Below are 15888 nucleotides of genomic sequence, written 5' to 3'. Positions count from 1 at the left end.
CCGAGGTCAGAGCCGGATTCGGGTGGGCTATGAGAGTGCGGACTCGATCTCGTCGCGGACCTTCACGGCCGCCTCACGCAGTGCCGTCACCGACGGTCCGGCACGGAGAACACCACGAGAACTGTTCGGCAACAACAGTTTTCGAGAATCGGGAAAAATGTCGGCGAGGTCACCGGGAGTCGCGCCCTGGGCGCCGAGACCGGGCGCGAGAATCGGTCCGGAAAAATTCGACAAATCCAGGCCGTGTCCGCGTGTCGCGCCCACCACCAGACCCACCAGACCGGGTTGCGCGTCGTTGTGCCGGACCGCCGCGTCCACCACGGACTGGGCCACGGACGCTCCCCCGGCGGTCTGCGCCGCCTGCAGGTCGCCGCCCTCGGGATTGGACGTCCGGGCCAGCACGAAGAGCCCGCGGCCCTGCTCCGCCGCCAGCGACAGCGCCGGGTCGAGCGCACCGAATCCCAGATACGGCGACACCGTCACCGCATCGGAGGACAGGGCCGACTCCGCACCCAGCCAGGACTGCGCGTACGCCGCCATCGTCGACCCGATGTCCCCGCGCTTGGCATCGGCGACGACGAGCGTCCCTGCCTCTCTGAGGACCGAAATGGTGCGTTCGAGCACCGCGTACCCGGCGGAGCCGTACGCTTCGAAGAACGCCACCTGAGGCTTCACGACGGCCACCTCACCGACGAAGGCCTCCACGCAGATCTCCGCGAACGTCTCCAGCCCCTCGGCGGAGACGGGCAGCCCCCACGCCTCGAGCAGTCCCGGATGCGGATCGATCCCGACGCACAACCGCCCCCGGTGCTCGACCGCCGATGTCAGCCGATGCACCCAGGAGTGGTGGTGATGGTGTCCGCTCACGACGACGCGGAACCGCTCGCGGGAGCCACGACGACGGCGGGCGACCGCAGCCGCTCGTGCAGCGCCTGGAGCGACTGGACACCGATGTCGCCGCGAATCGCGGCCTCGATGCCCTGCACCGCGGCGGACGCACCCTGCACGGTGGTGACGCACGGGATGTTCATGGCGACGGCCGCGCTGCGGATCTCGTAACCGTCGACGCGCGGTCCGGAGTTGCCGTACGGCGTGTTGATCACCATGTCGACCTCGCCGTCGCGGATCATCTCGACGATGGTGCGCTCACCCTCCTCCAGCTTCTCGCCGGAGTGCTTGTGCACCTCCTGGCAGGTGATCCCGTTCCGGCGGAGAACCGCCGCGGTGCCCTCGGTGGCCAGGATCCGGAAACCCAGGTCGGCGAGCCGCTTGACCGGGAAGATCAGCGATCGCTTGTCCTTGTTGGCGACGGAGACGAACACTGACCCCGACGTGGGCAGCGAGCCGTACGCGGCCGTCTGGCTCTTCGCGAACGCGGTGCCGAAGTCGGCGTCGATGCCCATGACCTCGCCGGTCGACTTCATCTCCGGGCTCAGCAGGGTGTCGATGCCGGTGCCGTCGGCGCGCCGGAACCGGTTGAACGGCAGCACGGCCTCCTTGACGGCGACGGGTGCGTCCGCCGGGGTCGAGCCGCCGTCGCCGGTGGCCGGGAGCACACCGCTCGCACGCAGATCGGCGATGGACTCGCCCAGCATGACGCGGGCGCACGCCTTGGCGAGCTGCACCGCCGTCGCCTTCGACACGAACGGCACGGTGCGGCTGGCGCGGGGGTTGGCCTCGAGGACGTAGAGGATGTCGTCCTTCAGGGCGTACTGGACGTTGAGCAGGCCCTTGACGCCGATGCCCTTGGCGAGCGCCTCCGTGGAGCGGCGGACGTTCTCGAGGTCGGCGCGGCCGAGGGTGATCGGCGGCAACGCACAGGCCGAGTCGCCCGAGTGGATGCCGGCCTCCTCGATGTGCTCCATCACACCGCCGAGGTACACCTCGGAGCCGTCGCAGAGCGCGTCGACGTCGATCTCGATGGCGTCTTCCAGGAACCGGTCGACCAGGACGGGCCGATCGTCGGAGATCTCGGTGGCGCGGGAGATGTAGCTCTCCAGCGATGCCTCGTCGTAGACGATTTCCATGCCGCGGCCACCGAGGACGTACGACGGGCGCACCAGCACCGGGTACCCGATGCCGGCCGCGATCTCGCGGGCCCCGGCGAACGTGGTGGCGGTGCCGAACTTGGGAGCGGGCAGACCGGCCTCGACCAGCACCTTGCCGAACTCGCCGCGATCCTCCGCGAGGTCGATCGCCTCAGGGCTGGTGCCGACGATCGGCACGCCCGCGGCCTTCAGCCGCTTCGCCAGACCCAGCGGGGTCTGTCCGCCGAGCTGCACGATCACGCCGGCGACGGTGCCCGACAGCGTCTCGGCCCGGTACACCTCGAGCACGTCCTCGAACGTGAGCGGCTCGAAGTACAGGCGGTCGGCGGTGTCGTAGTCGGTGGAGACGGTCTCCGGGTTGCAGTTGACCATCACCGTCTCGTAGCCGGCCTCCGACAGCGTCAGTGCGGCGTGGACGCAGGAGTAGTCGAACTCGATGCCCTGACCGATGCGGTTCGGTCCGGAACCGAGGATCAGGACCTTCGGACGCTCGGTCTGCGGGGCCACCTCGGACTCGGCCGCCGGGTCGAGTTCGTACGTGGAGTAGTGGTACGGCGTCTTTGCCTCGAACTCGGCGGCGCAGGTGTCGACCGTCTTGTACACGGGGTGGACGTTCCACTGCTCACGCAGCGCCCGGACGGCGTCCTCGCCGCCGATCTCGGGGCGCAGGGCCGCGATCTGCCGATCCGACAGGCCGTGGTGCTTGGCGCGGCGCAGTACCCGCTCGGTCACCTCGGGCGCCTCGCGCAGCGTGTCGCCGAGCTCGTGGATCTGCAGGATCTGGTCGAGGAACCACGGGTCGATCTTCGTGGCGTCGAACAGCTGCTCGACGGTGGCGCCGAGAGCGAACGCCTTCTCGAGGCCGTACACGCGGCCGTCGCGGGGGATGCTCAGTTCCGCCAGGAGGCTGTCCAGGTCGGTGGCCTCCACGTCGGGTCCGGTCCAGTACCCGGCCCGCTTGGTCTCCAGCGAGCGCAGCACCTTGCCGAACGCCTCGGTGAAGTTGCGGCCGATCGACATGGCCTCACCGACCGACTTCATCGTCGTGGTGAGGGTGTCGTCGGCGCCGGGGAACTTCTCGAACGCGAACCGCGGCGCCTTGACGACGACGTAGTCGAGGGTCGGCTCGAAGCACGCCGGGGTTTCCTTGGTGATGTCGTTGACGATCTCGTCCAGCGTGTAGCCGATCGCGAGCTTCGCGGCGATCTTCGCGATCGGGAAGCCGGTCGCCTTGGAGGCGAGTGCACTGGACCGCGACACGCGCGGGTTCATCTCGATGACGACGAGGCGTCCGTCGGTGGGATCCATGGCGAACTGAATGTTGCAGCCGCCGGTGTCGACGCCGACCTCGCGGAGAATGTCGATCGAGAGGTCGCGCATCGCCTGGTACTCACGGTCCGTGAGCGTCATAGCGGGGGCGACGGTGATCGAGTCGCCGGTGTGCACGCCGACGGGGTCGACGTTCTCGATCGAGCACACGATCACGACGTTGTCGCGGCCGTCGCGCATCAGCTCGAGCTCGTATTCCTTCCACCCGAGGATCGACTCCTCGATCAGCACGTTGGCCGTGGGTGACGCGGCGAGACCGCCGCCGGCGATCCGCGTCAGGTCCTCGTCGTCGTAGGCCATGCCGGAGCCGAGGCCGCCCATCGTGAACGACGGCCGCACCACGACGGGGAAGCCCAGTTCAGCGACGGTGTCGCGGACCTCGTCCATCGTGTAGCAGACACGGGAGCGCGCGGACTCGCCGCCGACCTTGGCGACGATGTCCTTGAACTTCTGCCGGTCCTCGCCGCGCTGGATGGCGTCGAAGTCGGCACCGATCAGCTCGACGTCGTACTTCTCGAGGATGCCCTGCTCGTGCAGCGCCACCGCGGTGTTGAGGGCCGTCTGGCCGCCGAGCGTCGCGAGGACGGCGTCGATCGGGTGGCCCTTCTCCGCCTCGAGGGCGATGACCTTCTCGACGAATTCGGCGGTGATCGGCTCCACGTACGTGGCGTCCGCGAACTCGGGGTCGGTCATGATCGTGGCCGGGTTGGAGTTGACGAGGCTGACCCGCAGGCCCTCCTCGCGCAGCACCCGGCAGGCCTGGGTTCCGGAGTAGTCGAACTCACAGGCCTGGCCGATGACGATCGGCCCGGAGCCGATCACCAGGATGTGGGAGAGATCTGTACGGCGTGGCATTAGTTCTTGACTCCCTCGAGCAGGCTGGTGAAGCGGTCGAACAGGTACGCGGCGTCGTGCGGGCCCGCCGCGGCCTCGGGGTGGTACTGCACCGAGAACGCGGATCCGTCGAGCAGGCGGACCCCCTCGACGGCACCGTCGTTGGCGCAGGTGTGGCTGATCACGGCCTTGCCGAACGGGGTGTCGAACTCCTGCCCGGCCTCGCCCTCGAGCGCGAACCCGTGGTTCTGCGCGGTGATCGCGATGCGTCCCGTCTCGTGTTCGACGACCGGGATGTTGATGCCTCGGTGACCGAACTTCATCTTGTAGGTGCCGAGACCGAGAGCCCGCCCGAGGATCTGGTTGCCGAAGCAGATGCCGAACAGGGGCAGGCCCTGCCCGATGACTTCCTTGGTGAGGTGCACGGCGCCGTCGGCGGTCGCCGGGTCGCCGGGACCGTTGGAGAGGAAGACGCCGTCGGCCTTCAGGTCGAGGATCTGCTCGAGCGTCGCGTTGGACGGGAGCACGTGCACCCGGATGCCGCGCTCGGCGAACATGCGCGGGGTGTTGGTCTTGATGCCGAGGTCGATCGCCGCGACGGTGAAGCGCGCGTCTCCCCCGGTCGGCTCGACGACGTACCCGCTGGTGGTGCTGACCTCGCCGGCGAGATCCGCGCCGAGCATCGACGGCTGGCTCTTCACCCGGTCGAGCAGCACGTCGGTCTCGGCCAGTGCGTCGCCGGAGAACACCCCGGCGCGCATCGAGCCGCGGGTGCGCAGGTGGCGGACCAGTGCGCGGGTGTCGATGCCGGCGATCCCGACGACCCCCTGCTTCACGAGCTCGTCCTGCAGGGACCCGGTGGCGCGCCAGCTGGAGGTGCGGCGGGCGGGGTCGCGGACGACGTACCCGGCGACCCAGATCTTCGCCTCGGCGCTGCTGCCGGTGGGGCCGACGGACTCGTCGTCCTCGTCGTTCCATCCCGTGTTGCCGATCTGCGGCGCGGTGGCCACGACGATCTGGCGGTAGTAACTGGGGTCGGTGAGGGTCTCCTGGTAGCCGGTCATGCCGGTGCTGAAGACGGCCTCACCGAGGGTCTGGCCGACGGCACCGAACGTGGTGCCGCGGAATGCCCGTCCGTCCTCGAGGACCAGTACTGCAGAGTCGGTGTCGTAGCCGCTCATGCGTTCTCTCCGTTCTGCTCGACCTCACCAGAGCTCGCCGCATTCGCTGAATCTTCACTGTCTGTCTTGCCGTCCGGCTCCCCTGCGCCGACCCAGGCGGGGTACACGGACTTGTCGTCGCTCCGGAAACCGGTGTCGATCTCGGTGCCCGTCGGCAGTTCCCACCGGATCACGAGGACGCCGTCCTTGCTCATGACCTTGCCCGCGAGACCGCGCTCGGTGCGCACGGCGCGGACCGCGTCCTGCGGAATCCAGATCGCCGACGCCCCGTCACGTTCGAGCAGGATCCCGGCCGCGTAGCGGGAGATCTCCCCCGTCGCCCGGAAACCGAGGTCGCCGACCGCGATCCGGTCCTGCCAGCTCGGGGCCAGGGTGCTGCCCACATACAGTCCGGTGGCCGGGGCGATCGTCTGCTCGCCGAGGTGCGCGGGCACGGCGGGAAGCTGCCCGACCCGGTCGGCCTGACGGCGGGCACGACCGCGCCACCCGATGTACATGAGGAAGATGGCCAGCGCCCAGAACGCGACGAGGCCGACTATCCACAGAATTCTCTCCACCGTCATCCCCTACCGTTCCGCACCGGGACGCGGGCCTGGCCGTCGCTCGCGGTGACCCGGCCACGGAGGATCGTCGTAGTCACCCGCGCCGGCAGCGTCATCGACTCGTACGGCGTGTTGTGGGCGACGCTGGCGAGATCGGGGCCGTGGACCGTCCATTCGGCGTCCGGATCGATCAGCACCAGGTTGGCGGGCTCGCCGACCTCGATCGGGCGACCCTGGTCGTCGAGTCCGACGATCTCGGCGGGCCGCTCACTCATCACCCGCGCGACGCCGCGCCAGTCGAGCAGGCCCGTGCGGACCATCGTCTGCGCGACGATCGACAGTGCCGTCTCCAGTCCCAGCATTCCGGGTCGGGCGGCCGCGAACTCGCAGCACTTGTCCTGCTCGGCGTGCGGTGCGTGATCGGTCGCGACGCAGTCGATGATCCCCTCGGCCAGTCCGGCCCGGAGCGCGGCGACGTCGCTCGCCTCCCGCAGGGGCGGATTCACCTTGTTGACGGCGTCGTACGTCTCGAGCCGGGAGTCGTCGAGCAGCAGATGGTGCGGGGTGACCTCGGCGGTGATCGAAATGCCTTGGCCGCGTGCCCACTTCATCAGTTCGACGGTCCCCGCGGTGGAGGCGTGGCAGATGTGCACGCGCGCCCCGGCGTCGCGGGCGAGCAGCGCGTCGCGGGCGACGATCGACTCCTCGGCGGCGCGCGGCCAGCCCGCGAGCCCGAGCCGGGCGGCGGTGGGGCCCTCGTGTGCGACGGCGCCGACGGTGAGCCGCGGCTCCTCCGCATGCTGCGCGATGAGCACCCCGAGCGAGCTCGAGTACTCGAGCGCCCGGCGCATGATCAGCGGGTCGTAGACGCAGTGGCCGTCGTCCGAGAACATCCGCACCCGGCCGACCCCCGACGCCATCGTGGCCATCTCAGCGAGCTGCTTGCCCCCGAGCCCGACGGTGACGGCGCCGACGGGATGCACGTCGACGAGTCCGACTTCCTGGCCGCGGCGCCACACGTGGTCGGTGACGACCACCGAATCGGCGACCGGGCTGGTGTTGGCCATCGCGAACACCGCGGTGTACCCGCCGAGCGCGGCGGCGGCCGAACCGGAATCGATGGTCTCGGTGTCCTCGCGGCCGGGTTCCCGCAGGTGGGTGTGCAGGTCGACGAAACCGGGGAGCAGGATCTGCCCCGCCGCGTCGATCACGTCGACGTCCGGCCCGCTGTCCTTCCCTGCGTCCGCACCGATCGCGGCGATGACGCCGTCCCCGAGCAGCACGTCGGTGGGTTCGCCCTCGCCGTACAGCAACACGTTCTTGATGAGCACTGTCTCTCCTGTCACTGCACTGTCACTCATCCCGCTACCACTCATCCCGCAACTTCCTCCGCTCCGACCAGCAGCCGGAACAGCACCGCCATCCGCATGTGCACACCGTTGGTCACCTGCTGCAGCACGGCGGTCCTCGTCGAGTCGGCAACCGCCGACGCGATCTCCATGCCGCGCAGCATCGGGCCGGGGTGCAGCACCACCGCGTGGTCGGGAAGCAGCGCGAGCCGCTTCTCCGACAGGCCGTAATTGATCGAGTACTCCCGCTGGGACGGGAAGAATCCGCCGTTCATCCGTTCCGCCTGCACCCGCAGCATGAGGACGGCGTCGAGGCCGGGAAGCTCCGCGTCCAGCGAATGCGCCACCGACACCGGCCAGGTGGACACCCCCACGGGCAGCAACGTGGGCGGCGCGACGAGAACCACCTCGGCGCCGAGCATCGACAGCAGCAGTGCATTCGACCGCGCCACCCGGCTGTGCAGGATGTCGCCGACGATGGCGATGCGCTTGCCCTCGATGTCGCCGAGACGCTGACGCAGCGTGAGCGCGTCGAGCAGCGCCTGGGTGGGATGTTCGTGGGTACCGTCGCCGGCGTTGATGACCGCCGGGCCGCCGTCGTCCTGATGCCCGGTCCACTTCGCGATCTGGTGGGCCGCACCCGAGGCGGGGTGGCGCACGATCAGGGCGTCGGCGCCGGCCGCGCGCAGTGTCATCGCCGTGTCCCGGAGGGATTCACCCTTGGACACCGACGAACTCGAGGCGCTGACGTTGATGACGTCCGCGCTCATCCACTTCCCGGCGACCTCGAACGACACCCGGGTCCGGGTCGAGTTCTCGAAGAACACGGTCATGACCGTCCGGCCCCGCAGCGTCGGGAGCTTCCGCACCTCACGTCCGAGGAGTGCTTGTTCGAAGCGTTCGGCCTCGTCGAGGAGTTCGACAGCCGATTCCCGTGTCAGGTCCGCGATCGACAACAGGTGCTTCACTTAGCTCTTCCCCCCGGAGATCATGACCGCGTCGCGGCCGTCGTGTTCGCTCAGGAGCACCTTGACGTCCTCGGTGCGGGCGGTGGGCACGTTCTTGCCCACGTAGTCGGCGCGCAGCGGCAGTTCGCGGTGGCCCCGGTCGACGAGGACGGCCAGCTGAACGGCGCGCGGCCGCCCGAGGTCGCGGAGGGCGTCGAGTGCCGAGCGGACGGTGCGGCCGGAGAACAGCACGTCGTCGACGAGCACCACCAGGGTGTTGTCGACGCCGCCCTCGGGCACCGACGTGCGTTCGAGGGGACGGTGCGGTTTGGTGCGCAGGTCGTCGCGGTACAGGGTGATGTCGAGGGAGCCGACCGATGGGCGCACCCCGGAGAATTCTTCGACCTTCCCGGCGAGGCGGGCGGCGAGCGTCGTGCCCCGGGTGGGGATGCCGATCAGGACGACCCGCGGCGCGTCACCGTCGGCGGCGTCCAGCGCGGTCTTCTCGATGATCTGGTGCGCGATTCGCGCAATGGTCCGTCCCACATCGGCTGCGGACAGCAGCTCGCGTGCGGGTTCGACGGACGGAGACGACTCTGGTGTTGAATCCGCCGGTTCCCCGGCGGGGCGAGACCCTTCGGGCACGCGCATACAACGACCTCCTTCTCCGCCTCACTGGACGGATCGTTAAAGGATGCCTGACGCGGACAGCTTATCAGCGCGTCGACTGCGCCAGGCCCGGACCCCTGACCTGCGGGCCCGCAGTCGCGGGCCCGCAGCGGGACACGAACTTACGAACCGGCGTCGTTCGACTCGCCGCCGGCGGTCTCGGTGCGCCGCGACGTCGCGGCCGCAGCCGACCGCACCTGCGGCGCCACCAGCACGACCTGACCGAGGATGCCGTTCACGAACCCCGGCGACTCGTCGGTGGACAGCTGTTTGGCCAGCTCCACCGCCTCGTCCACGGCCACGACCGGAGGCACGTCGGTAGCGTGGAACAGCTCCCACACGGCGATGCGCAGGATGGCGCGGTCGACGGCGGGCAGCCTCTCCAGCGTCCAGTCCTGCAGGTGGGATCTGATCACCTCGTCGAGGCGGTCCAGGTTCTCCGCCACCCCGGTCACCACGGTGACGGTGTACGGAGCAACCGGCGCCACGGAGTCGTCCTTGCCGGACAGCTCCGCGCGCTCGGTGGCGAGATCGACCGGATCGAGATCTCGCGCCTCGGCCTCGAAGAGGAAATCGACGGCGCGCTTGCGGGCCTTGTGCCGTGCGCCGAGTTTCTTATGCGTACCGGACACTCAGGAATTCACACGCCCGAGGTAGTTGCCGTCGCGGGAATCGACCTTCAGCTTGTCACCGGTGTTGATGAACAGCGGCACGTTGATCTCGGCACCGGTCTCGAGGGTGGCGGGCTTGGTGCCACCGGTGGAGCGGTCGCCCTGCAGACCGGGATCGGTGTGTTTGACCACCAGTTCGACGGTGACGGGCAATTCCACGAACAGCGGGACGTCCTCGTGCGTCGCAACCTGCACGGCCATGTTCTCGAGCATGAAGCGTGCACCGTCGCCGACGGTGGCCTCGCTGATCGAGATCTGGTCGTAGGTGTCGCCGTCCATGAAGATGTAGTCGGTGCCGTCGTGGTACAGGTACGTCATGTCGCGGCGGTCGACCGTGGCCGTCTCCACCTTGACGCCGGCGTTGAACGTCTTGTCGACGACCTTGCCCGAGAGCACGTTCTTCAACTTGGTGCGCACGAACGCGGGACCCTTGCCGGGCTTCACGTGCTGGAACTCGATGATCGTCCACAGCTGGCCCTCGATCTGCAGGACCAGGCCGTTCTTGAAATCACTAGTGGAAGCCACTTGCTTCGCGTCTCCTCGATAAGGTCGAAACCGTCTACACGACAGTCAGGTCTTTGGTGGTGAGTGTGAGCAGCTCCGGTCCCTGCTCACGAACCACGAGCGTGTCCTCGATCCGCACGCCTCCGCGCCCGGAGAAGTACACGCCCGGCTCGACGGTCACCGCCGCACCGTCCAGAAGTGTACCGGTGCCGAGCTTGCCGATTCCCGGAGCTTCGTGGATCTCCAGGCCGACGCCGTGTCCGAGCCCGTGCAGGAACAGTTCCCCGTAGCCCGCGTCTTCGATGACCCGGCGGGCGGCACCGTCCACGGCGGACACCTCGGCGCCCGGGCGCAACGCGTCCCGCCCGGCCTCCTGCGACCGCGCGACCAGCGCATACACGTCCCGTTGCCAGTCGGCGGCCTGCCCCAGGACATACGTTCTGGTCATGTCCGAGTGGTATCCGCCGACCTCGGCGCCGAAGTCCAGCTTCACGAAGTCGCCGCCGGCGAGGACCGCCTCGGTGGGGCGGTGGTGCGGGATCGCCGAGTTGGCGCCGGCCGCGACGATGGTCTCGAACGAGATGCCGTCGGCGCCGTGCGCGAGCATCAGCGCCTCCAGTTCCCGGCCCACCTCCTTCTCGGTGCGTCCCGGGCGGAGGCCACCCCGTTCGATCAGGTCGGCGAGCGCGGAGTCGGCGGCCGTGCACGCCGCCCGCAGCAATCCGACCTCGAAATCGTCCTTCACCATCCGCAGTTCCTCGACGAGACCCGGAACGGGATCGAGGCGCGCGTCCGGCGCGAGCACCGACCAGGCCGCGAACTCGTCCACCGTCACCACGTGGCTCTCGAACGCCAGCGAGGACGGGCTCCGCCGACCCACCGATTCGATGAGGTGCGCGGCGCTGGCGCGGGCGATCTCGGCCCGCAGATCGGGAACCTGTTCCCCGACTTGCGTGAGGTAGCGGCCGTCGGTGCAGATGACGGTGCGCTCCTCGGCCCCCTCGGCGTCGGCGGCGTGCACGAGCAGGGCGGCGTTCGATCCGGTGAACCCAGTGAGATAGCGGATGTTCACCAGATTCGTCACCAGAAGTGCGTCGAGATCCCGGGCGGCGAGGGCCGCGCGCAGCGCCGCGCGCCGCGAACCATGATCAGCAGGCATGTCGTCAAACGTACCGGCAAATCGCCGCCCGGAGGGCGCGGATCGACGGCACCCGTCCGGTGGCGAGAACAGGTTTCAGAGCGCGCCGTGTGGGTTAGACCACACGGGTGAAAACCCGCTCGTTACGCTGTGCCCATGAATGCGTGGGTGGTACGCGGCCTCGGCATGGCCCTGATACATGTTTTCGTTCGTGTGATCCTCGGTGTGTCGATCACACAGTGGCCCCTTCAGGGATCCGCTCTGAGATGGCTCGCACTGCTGATCGTCGTGTTCGTGGCGCTGATCTGGGCCGGCATCGACGGCATCCGGGACCGTCGCCGGAACCCCGAGCCGGAGGACGGCGCCGACCTGACGATGCTGTGGCTGAAGGCGGCCCTGCTCGGCGGCATCGTGGCGGGTGTGGGGAGCTGGCTGGCCAACCTGATTCCGTCCCTCAACGTCACCCAGAACTCGTTCTTCTTCGAGATCACGTCCGGGGCCGCGTTCACGGTCCTGCTGATCTTCGTGCCTGCCATGCTCGCCGTGTTCCTCGGCCGGTTCTTCGTCAGCCGCGAGTCCAGGAAGACGGAGAAGGACCGCGGCGAGCGTCACCCGACGGCGCGCGGCGCCGGAACGGCCGCAGGGGCCGCAGCGGGGGGAACCGCAGCAGCAGCCGTCGCCGACGACGAGGGCTACGGACAGAACTATCCCGGCCAGGCCTACGAGCAGACCGCGGACACCGGTTACGCCGGGTCCGACGCCGACACGGCCGTGTTCGAACCGGTGCACAACTACCGCGAGGACACGTCCGACCTCGATCAGCCGCAGGGTGGGGACACCGCGTGGCAGGACCCCGTCGACCTCGGGAAGCGCACCACCGACGACCAGCGCCGCGGCGAGTAACAGCCTCGGCTTCACCACACCGACAGACGACGCGGCGGTGTGAGCGCACTCGCTCACACCGCCGCGTCTCACTTCGTGCCGCTACGTCACAGCAGGACGGCACCGCCGGTGCCCGGCTTCTCCTCCCGCGCCACCGCGGAGTACGCGGCCACGAGCAGAGACGGGTCCGGGCCCTCGAGCCGTCCCGGCTTCGCGAGCCCGTCGAGCACGACGAACCGCAGGACGCCCGCCCGGTTCTTCTTGTCGGTCTGCATCCCCTCGACCAACTGGCCGAACGCGTCCGCGTCGTACGTGGTGGGCAGACCCACCAGTTCCAGGATGGTGCGGTGCCGGTCCGCCGTCGCATCGTCCAGGCGTCCCGCCAGACGCCCCAGCTCCGCCGCGAACACGAGCCCGACGGCGACCGCCGCACCGTGGCGCCAGCGGTAGCGCTCACGCCGCTCGATCGCATGCCCGAGGGTGTGCCCGTAGTTCAGGATCTCCCGCAGATCGGATTCGCGCAGATCGGCGGCCACGACCTTGGCCTTGACCTCAACGGACCGCCGGATCAGTTCGGGCAGAACGGTTCCCGTCGGGTCCAGGGCGGCTTCGGGATCCTTCTCGATGAGGTCCAGGATCACCGGGTCGGCGATGAAGCCGGTCTTCACGACCTCCGCCATTCCGGCGACGATCTCGTTGCGGGGCACCGTCTCCAGCGTGGCCAGGTCGATCAGCACCGCCGACGGCTCGTGGAACGACCCGACCAGGTTCTTGCCGGCCTCGGTGTTGATGCCGGTCTTGCCGCCGACCGCCGCATCCACCATCGCGAGCAATGTCGTGGGCACGTGGATCACGCGCACACCGCGCATCCACGTCGCCGCGACGAACCCGGCGAGGTCGGTGGCCGCGCCGCCGCCCAGGGAGACCACGGCGTCGCTGCGGGTCAGCCCGATGCGGCCGAGGACCTCCCAGCAGAATCCGGCCACGGCCAGATCCTTGCCGTCCTCCGCGTCCGGAATCTCGATGCGGTGCGCATCGATTCCCTTCTCGGCGAGTGCCGCGCGCACCGCCTCCGCCGTCTCGGCCAGCGGCGGCTGATGGAAGATCGCCACCGTCCTCGTGCCGGTGAGTTCGTCCACCAGCTCGCCGAGCAATCCGCGCCCGATGATGACCGGGTAGGGGTTCGCCGTCTGCACCTGTACGCGTACCGGTTCGGTCACTGTCTGCTGCTCCGCTCCGTCTTGTCCGAGATTCTCGGATGTCTCTGTTCCGCCGGGGTCGCCCGTCACTCGGCGACTCCGCCGGGGTCGCCGATCACTCGGCGAGTTTCGCCACCAGCTGCTGCACCACGCGGGCGGGGCTCCGCCCGTCCGTGCGTATCCGGATGGACGCCACCTGCCGGTACAGCGGTCGGCGCTTGCGCATCAACTCGGTGTACTTCTGGCGGGGGTCGCCACCGGCGAGAAGGGGGCGCGCGGTGTTGGTCCCCGTGCGCTTGAGCCCCTCGGCCACGCTGATCTCGAGATAGATCACGGTGTGGCCCTTCAACAATGCCCGGGTCCGCTCGGAGAGGATGGATCCACCGCCGAGCGACACGATCCCCTCGTGGCTCTCGATGGCCTTCCGGACGATCTCTTCCTCGAGGGCCCGGAAGGCGGGTTCGCCCTCCTGGACGAAGATCTCGGCGATCGTGCGTCCCGCCTCTTCCTCGACCGCCACGTCGGTGTCGAACAGCGGAAGGTCCAGGGCCTGCGCGAGGCGCCGCCCGATCGTGGACTTACCCGCTCCCGGGGGGCCGACGAGCACGGCTTTCGGTGCCATCATCCGTCACCGCCCCGATGCGACGGCAGACCGGGTGGTCATCGCGCGAGCCGGGCTGCGACGCCCGACGCGTAGCGCTCGTAGTTGGCGGTCGTCTCGGCAACCGAGTCGCCCCCGAACTTCTCGAGTGCCGCCTGGGCGACGACCAACGCCACCATCGCCTCGGCCACGACACCGGCGGCGGGCACCGCGCACACGTCGGACCGCTGGTGGATGGCCACGGCTTCCTCACCGGTCGACATGTCTACGGTGGCCAGCGCGCGCGGGACCGTCGAGATCGGCTTCATCGCCGCGCGCACGCGGAGCGCCTCCCCGTTGGTCATGCCGCCTTCGAGGCCGCCCGCGCGGTTGGTCGAACGCAGGATTCCGTCCGGGCCCGGACGCATCTCGTCGTGCGCCTGGCTGCCGCGACGGCGCGCGGTCTCGAAGCCGTCACCGACCTCCACACCCTTGATGGCCTGGATGCCCATCAGGGCGGACGCGAGACGGGCGTCGAGACGGTCCGCGCCGCTGATGAACGATCCGAGACCCACGGGGAGACCGTGGATGACGACCTCGACGACCCCGCCGAGGGTGTCGCCGTCACGCTTGGCCGCCTCGATCTCGGCGATCATCGATTCCTCGGCGGCCTTGTCGAAGGCGCGTACCGGGCTGGCGTCGATCGCCGCCAGATCCGACGCGGTGGGTTCGGGGCCGACGTACGGATCGGACGCGCCGATGGAGATCACGTGGGACAGCACCTCCACACCGAACACCTGGCGGAGGAAACTCCGGGCAAACGTCGCGGCCGCGACCCGGGCCGCGGTCTCGCGTGCGCTCGCGCGTTCGAGAACCGGGCGGGCGTCGTCGAATCCGTACTTGAGCATGCCCGAGTAGTCGGCGTGACCGGGGCGCGGGCGGGTCAGCGGCGCATTCCGCGCCTGGTCGGCGAGCAGTTCGGCGTCCACCGGGTCCGCGGACATGATGGTTTCCCACTTGGGCCACTCCGTGTTGCCCACCTCGACGGCGATCGGTCCGCCGAGTGTCCGCCCGTGGCGTACACCACCGACGATGGTGACCTTGTCGGCCTCGAACTTCATCCGCGCGCCGCGGCCGTAGCCGAGTCGGCGTCGCGCGAGTTGGGTCGAGATGTCCTCGGACGTCACTTCGACGCCCGCGACCATCCCCTCGAGCATCGCGACGAGGGCGGGACCATGGGATTCTCCGGCAGTTATCCAGCGCAGCACGCCCAATATCCTTCCATGTCGCCGCGCCCGGCAGTGACGGTGGTCCTCCCAACCGTGTGCCGGGCGTGGACTCGTTCACGCGATGTGCACGGCGAACAGCGCAACCAGTGTCGCGGCACACATGGCCGGGCCGTGCGGGAGCAGTGGCGGCGAACGCCGGGCGGCGAGGACGATGCAGCCCGCCAGCGCTGTCAGCGCCGGCGCGAGCCCGGCCGCGAGCACCCAGGCTTCTCCCCCGGCAAGCCCGGCGGCGGCGCCCACCCCGAGCGCGAGTTTCACGTCACCCGCACCGACAGCCCCGGGTGCGCCGAGGTACAGGGCGAGATACGCCGACGCCAACAGGAACCCGCCGATCACGGCTGTGGCCGCGGATCCGGTCGCGGCGCCGACGCCGACGATCGCGAGGAATCCGGGCAGGGTCAGCGGGTTCGGCAGCTTCCGTGCACACAGGTCGGTGGCGGCGAGACTGACACACCACCACCAGAACACGAGCGCACACGGCAGCACCCACAGTGCGGATGCGGTGGTACCGGCCCAGACCGTGGCGGGGACGCCGACCGCGCACACCGCCTCGCACCAGCCCGCCCGCACCGTGCCCACGAACAGACGGGCCGTCCGGCGGGCTGCCCAGCCCGCACCCGCACCTGCCACCACACTCGCCGCGATCAGCCACCACATGCCGAGCAGCATGCGTGACCGGATCACCGTGTGGATCGCGATGACCTGGCACGACAATCGACCTGTGGA

Annotated in this window: 15 protein-coding genes; 1 reads left to right on the top strand and 14 read right to left on the bottom strand. The window is 69.3% G+C overall.

The window, feature by feature from the left end; genetic code table 11:
• Positions 1-27 precede the first annotated feature (27 nt).
• From pyrF to ACLIVD_RS17765, 10 genes are all read right to left on the bottom strand, one after another.
• The gene (gene pyrF / locus ACLIVD_RS17810) at positions 28-867 is read right to left on the bottom strand and encodes an orotidine-5'-phosphate decarboxylase (RefSeq protein WP_183102180.1); all 840 of its coding nucleotides are present in this window, start codon (positions 865-867) and stop codon (positions 28-30) included.
• Positions 864-4232 (bottom strand): carbamoyl-phosphate synthase large subunit, encoded by a 3369-nt coding sequence (gene carB / locus ACLIVD_RS17805; RefSeq protein ID WP_283332343.1) that lies wholly within the window; start codon positions 4230-4232, stop codon positions 864-866. Before carB ends, pyrF begins: the two co-directional genes overlap by 4 nt.
• Entirely contained in the window at positions 4232-5392 is a 1161-nt protein-coding gene (gene carA, locus ACLIVD_RS17800; RefSeq protein WP_491932809.1) for a glutamine-hydrolyzing carbamoyl-phosphate synthase small subunit, read from the bottom strand. Before carA ends, carB begins: the two co-directional genes overlap by 1 nt.
• On the bottom strand, positions 5389-5955 hold the full coding sequence (locus ACLIVD_RS17795) for a PH-like domain-containing protein (RefSeq protein ID WP_120659116.1): 567 nt from the start codon (positions 5953-5955) through the stop codon (positions 5389-5391). The genes carA and ACLIVD_RS17795 overlap by 4 nt, the downstream gene beginning before the upstream one ends.
• Positions 5952-7295 (bottom strand): dihydroorotase, encoded by a 1344-nt coding sequence (locus tag ACLIVD_RS17790; RefSeq protein WP_491932808.1) that lies wholly within the window; start codon positions 7293-7295, stop codon positions 5952-5954. The genes ACLIVD_RS17795 and ACLIVD_RS17790 overlap by 4 nt, the downstream gene beginning before the upstream one ends.
• Positions 7296-7306: 11 nt before the next feature.
• Positions 7307-8251: an aspartate carbamoyltransferase catalytic subunit gene (locus tag ACLIVD_RS17785; RefSeq protein ID WP_280782175.1), complete on the bottom strand. Its 945-nt coding sequence runs from the start codon at positions 8249-8251 to the stop codon at positions 7307-7309.
• Positions 8252-8881 carry a bifunctional pyr operon transcriptional regulator/uracil phosphoribosyltransferase PyrR gene (gene pyrR / locus ACLIVD_RS17780; protein ID WP_025432521.1) on the bottom strand — a complete coding sequence of 210 codons (630 nt, stop codon included), beginning with the start codon at positions 8879-8881 and terminating at the stop codon, positions 8252-8254.
• Between the two features lie 140 nt (positions 8882-9021).
• Entirely contained in the window at positions 9022-9531 is a 510-nt protein-coding gene (gene nusB, locus ACLIVD_RS17775; protein ID WP_009480418.1) for a transcription antitermination factor NusB, read from the bottom strand.
• Positions 9532-10095, bottom strand: a complete 564-nt coding sequence (gene efp / locus ACLIVD_RS17770; RefSeq protein ID WP_105421857.1) for an elongation factor P — start codon at positions 10093-10095, stop codon at positions 9532-9534.
• 34 nt (positions 10096-10129) lie between these two features.
• Positions 10130-11233 carry an aminopeptidase P family protein gene (locus ACLIVD_RS17765; protein ID WP_009480416.1) on the bottom strand — a complete coding sequence of 368 codons (1104 nt, stop codon included), beginning with the start codon at positions 11231-11233 and terminating at the stop codon, positions 10130-10132.
• Between the two features lie 135 nt (positions 11234-11368).
• Here ACLIVD_RS17765 and ACLIVD_RS17760 point away from each other — a divergent pair, with 135 nt between their 5' ends.
• Complete coding sequence (locus ACLIVD_RS17760) at positions 11369-12115, top strand: B-4DMT family transporter (protein ID WP_283332340.1); 747 nt, start codon at positions 11369-11371, stop codon at positions 12113-12115.
• 86 nt (positions 12116-12201) lie between these two features.
• On the opposite strand, the gene aroB is transcribed toward ACLIVD_RS17760, so the two are convergent.
• From aroB to ACLIVD_RS17740, 4 genes are all read right to left on the bottom strand, one after another.
• Complete coding sequence (aroB, locus tag ACLIVD_RS17755; RefSeq protein WP_005262316.1) at positions 12202-13314, bottom strand: 3-dehydroquinate synthase; 1113 nt, start codon at positions 13312-13314, stop codon at positions 12202-12204.
• A 94-nt stretch (positions 13315-13408) separates the two neighbouring features.
• Positions 13409-13915 carry a shikimate kinase gene (locus tag ACLIVD_RS17750; protein WP_491932807.1) on the bottom strand — a complete coding sequence of 169 codons (507 nt, stop codon included), beginning with the start codon at positions 13913-13915 and terminating at the stop codon, positions 13409-13411.
• A 38-nt stretch (positions 13916-13953) separates the two neighbouring features.
• Positions 13954-15141: a chorismate synthase gene (gene aroC / locus ACLIVD_RS17745; protein WP_009480413.1), complete on the bottom strand. Its 1188-nt coding sequence runs from the start codon at positions 15139-15141 to the stop codon at positions 13954-13956.
• 75 nt (positions 15142-15216) lie between these two features.
• Entirely contained in the window at positions 15217-15876 is a 660-nt protein-coding gene (locus ACLIVD_RS17740; protein WP_491932806.1) for a prepilin peptidase, read from the bottom strand.
• Between the last annotated feature and the right edge of the window lie 12 nt (positions 15877-15888).

The sequence above is a fragment of the Rhodococcus sp. G6(2025) genome, assembly GCF_058628105.1.
Note: the sequence above shows the minus strand (reverse complement) of the source record. Positions and strands in the feature narration are given on the sequence as shown.

Bases quoted from the DNA above. Each gene is read 5' to 3' on its own strand.
- carB (WP_283332343.1), bottom strand. From the start codon at position 4,232: ATGCCACGCCGTACAGATCTCTCCCACATCCTGGTGATCGGCTCCGGG.
- carA (WP_491932809.1), bottom strand. From the start codon at position 5,392: ATGAGCGGCTACGACACCGACTCTGCAGTACTGGTCCTCGAGGACGGA.
- ACLIVD_RS17795 (WP_120659116.1), bottom strand. From the start codon at position 5,955: ATGACGGTGGAGAGAATTCTGTGGATAGTCGGCCTCGTCGCGTTCTGG.
- ACLIVD_RS17790 (WP_491932808.1), bottom strand. From the start codon at position 7,295: ATGAGTGACAGTGCAGTGACAGGAGAGACAGTGCTCATCAAGAACGTG.
- pyrR (WP_025432521.1), bottom strand. From the start codon at position 8,881: ATGCGCGTGCCCGAAGGGTCTCGCCCCGCCGGGGAACCGGCGGATTCA.
- ACLIVD_RS17765 (WP_009480416.1), bottom strand. From the start codon at position 11,233: ATGCCTGCTGATCATGGTTCGCGGCGCGCGGCGCTGCGCGCGGCCCTC.
- ACLIVD_RS17760 (WP_283332340.1), top strand. From the start codon at position 11,369: ATGAATGCGTGGGTGGTACGCGGCCTCGGCATGGCCCTGATACATGTT.
- ACLIVD_RS17750 (WP_491932807.1), bottom strand. From the start codon at position 13,915: ATGGCACCGAAAGCCGTGCTCGTCGGCCCCCCGGGAGCGGGTAAGTCC.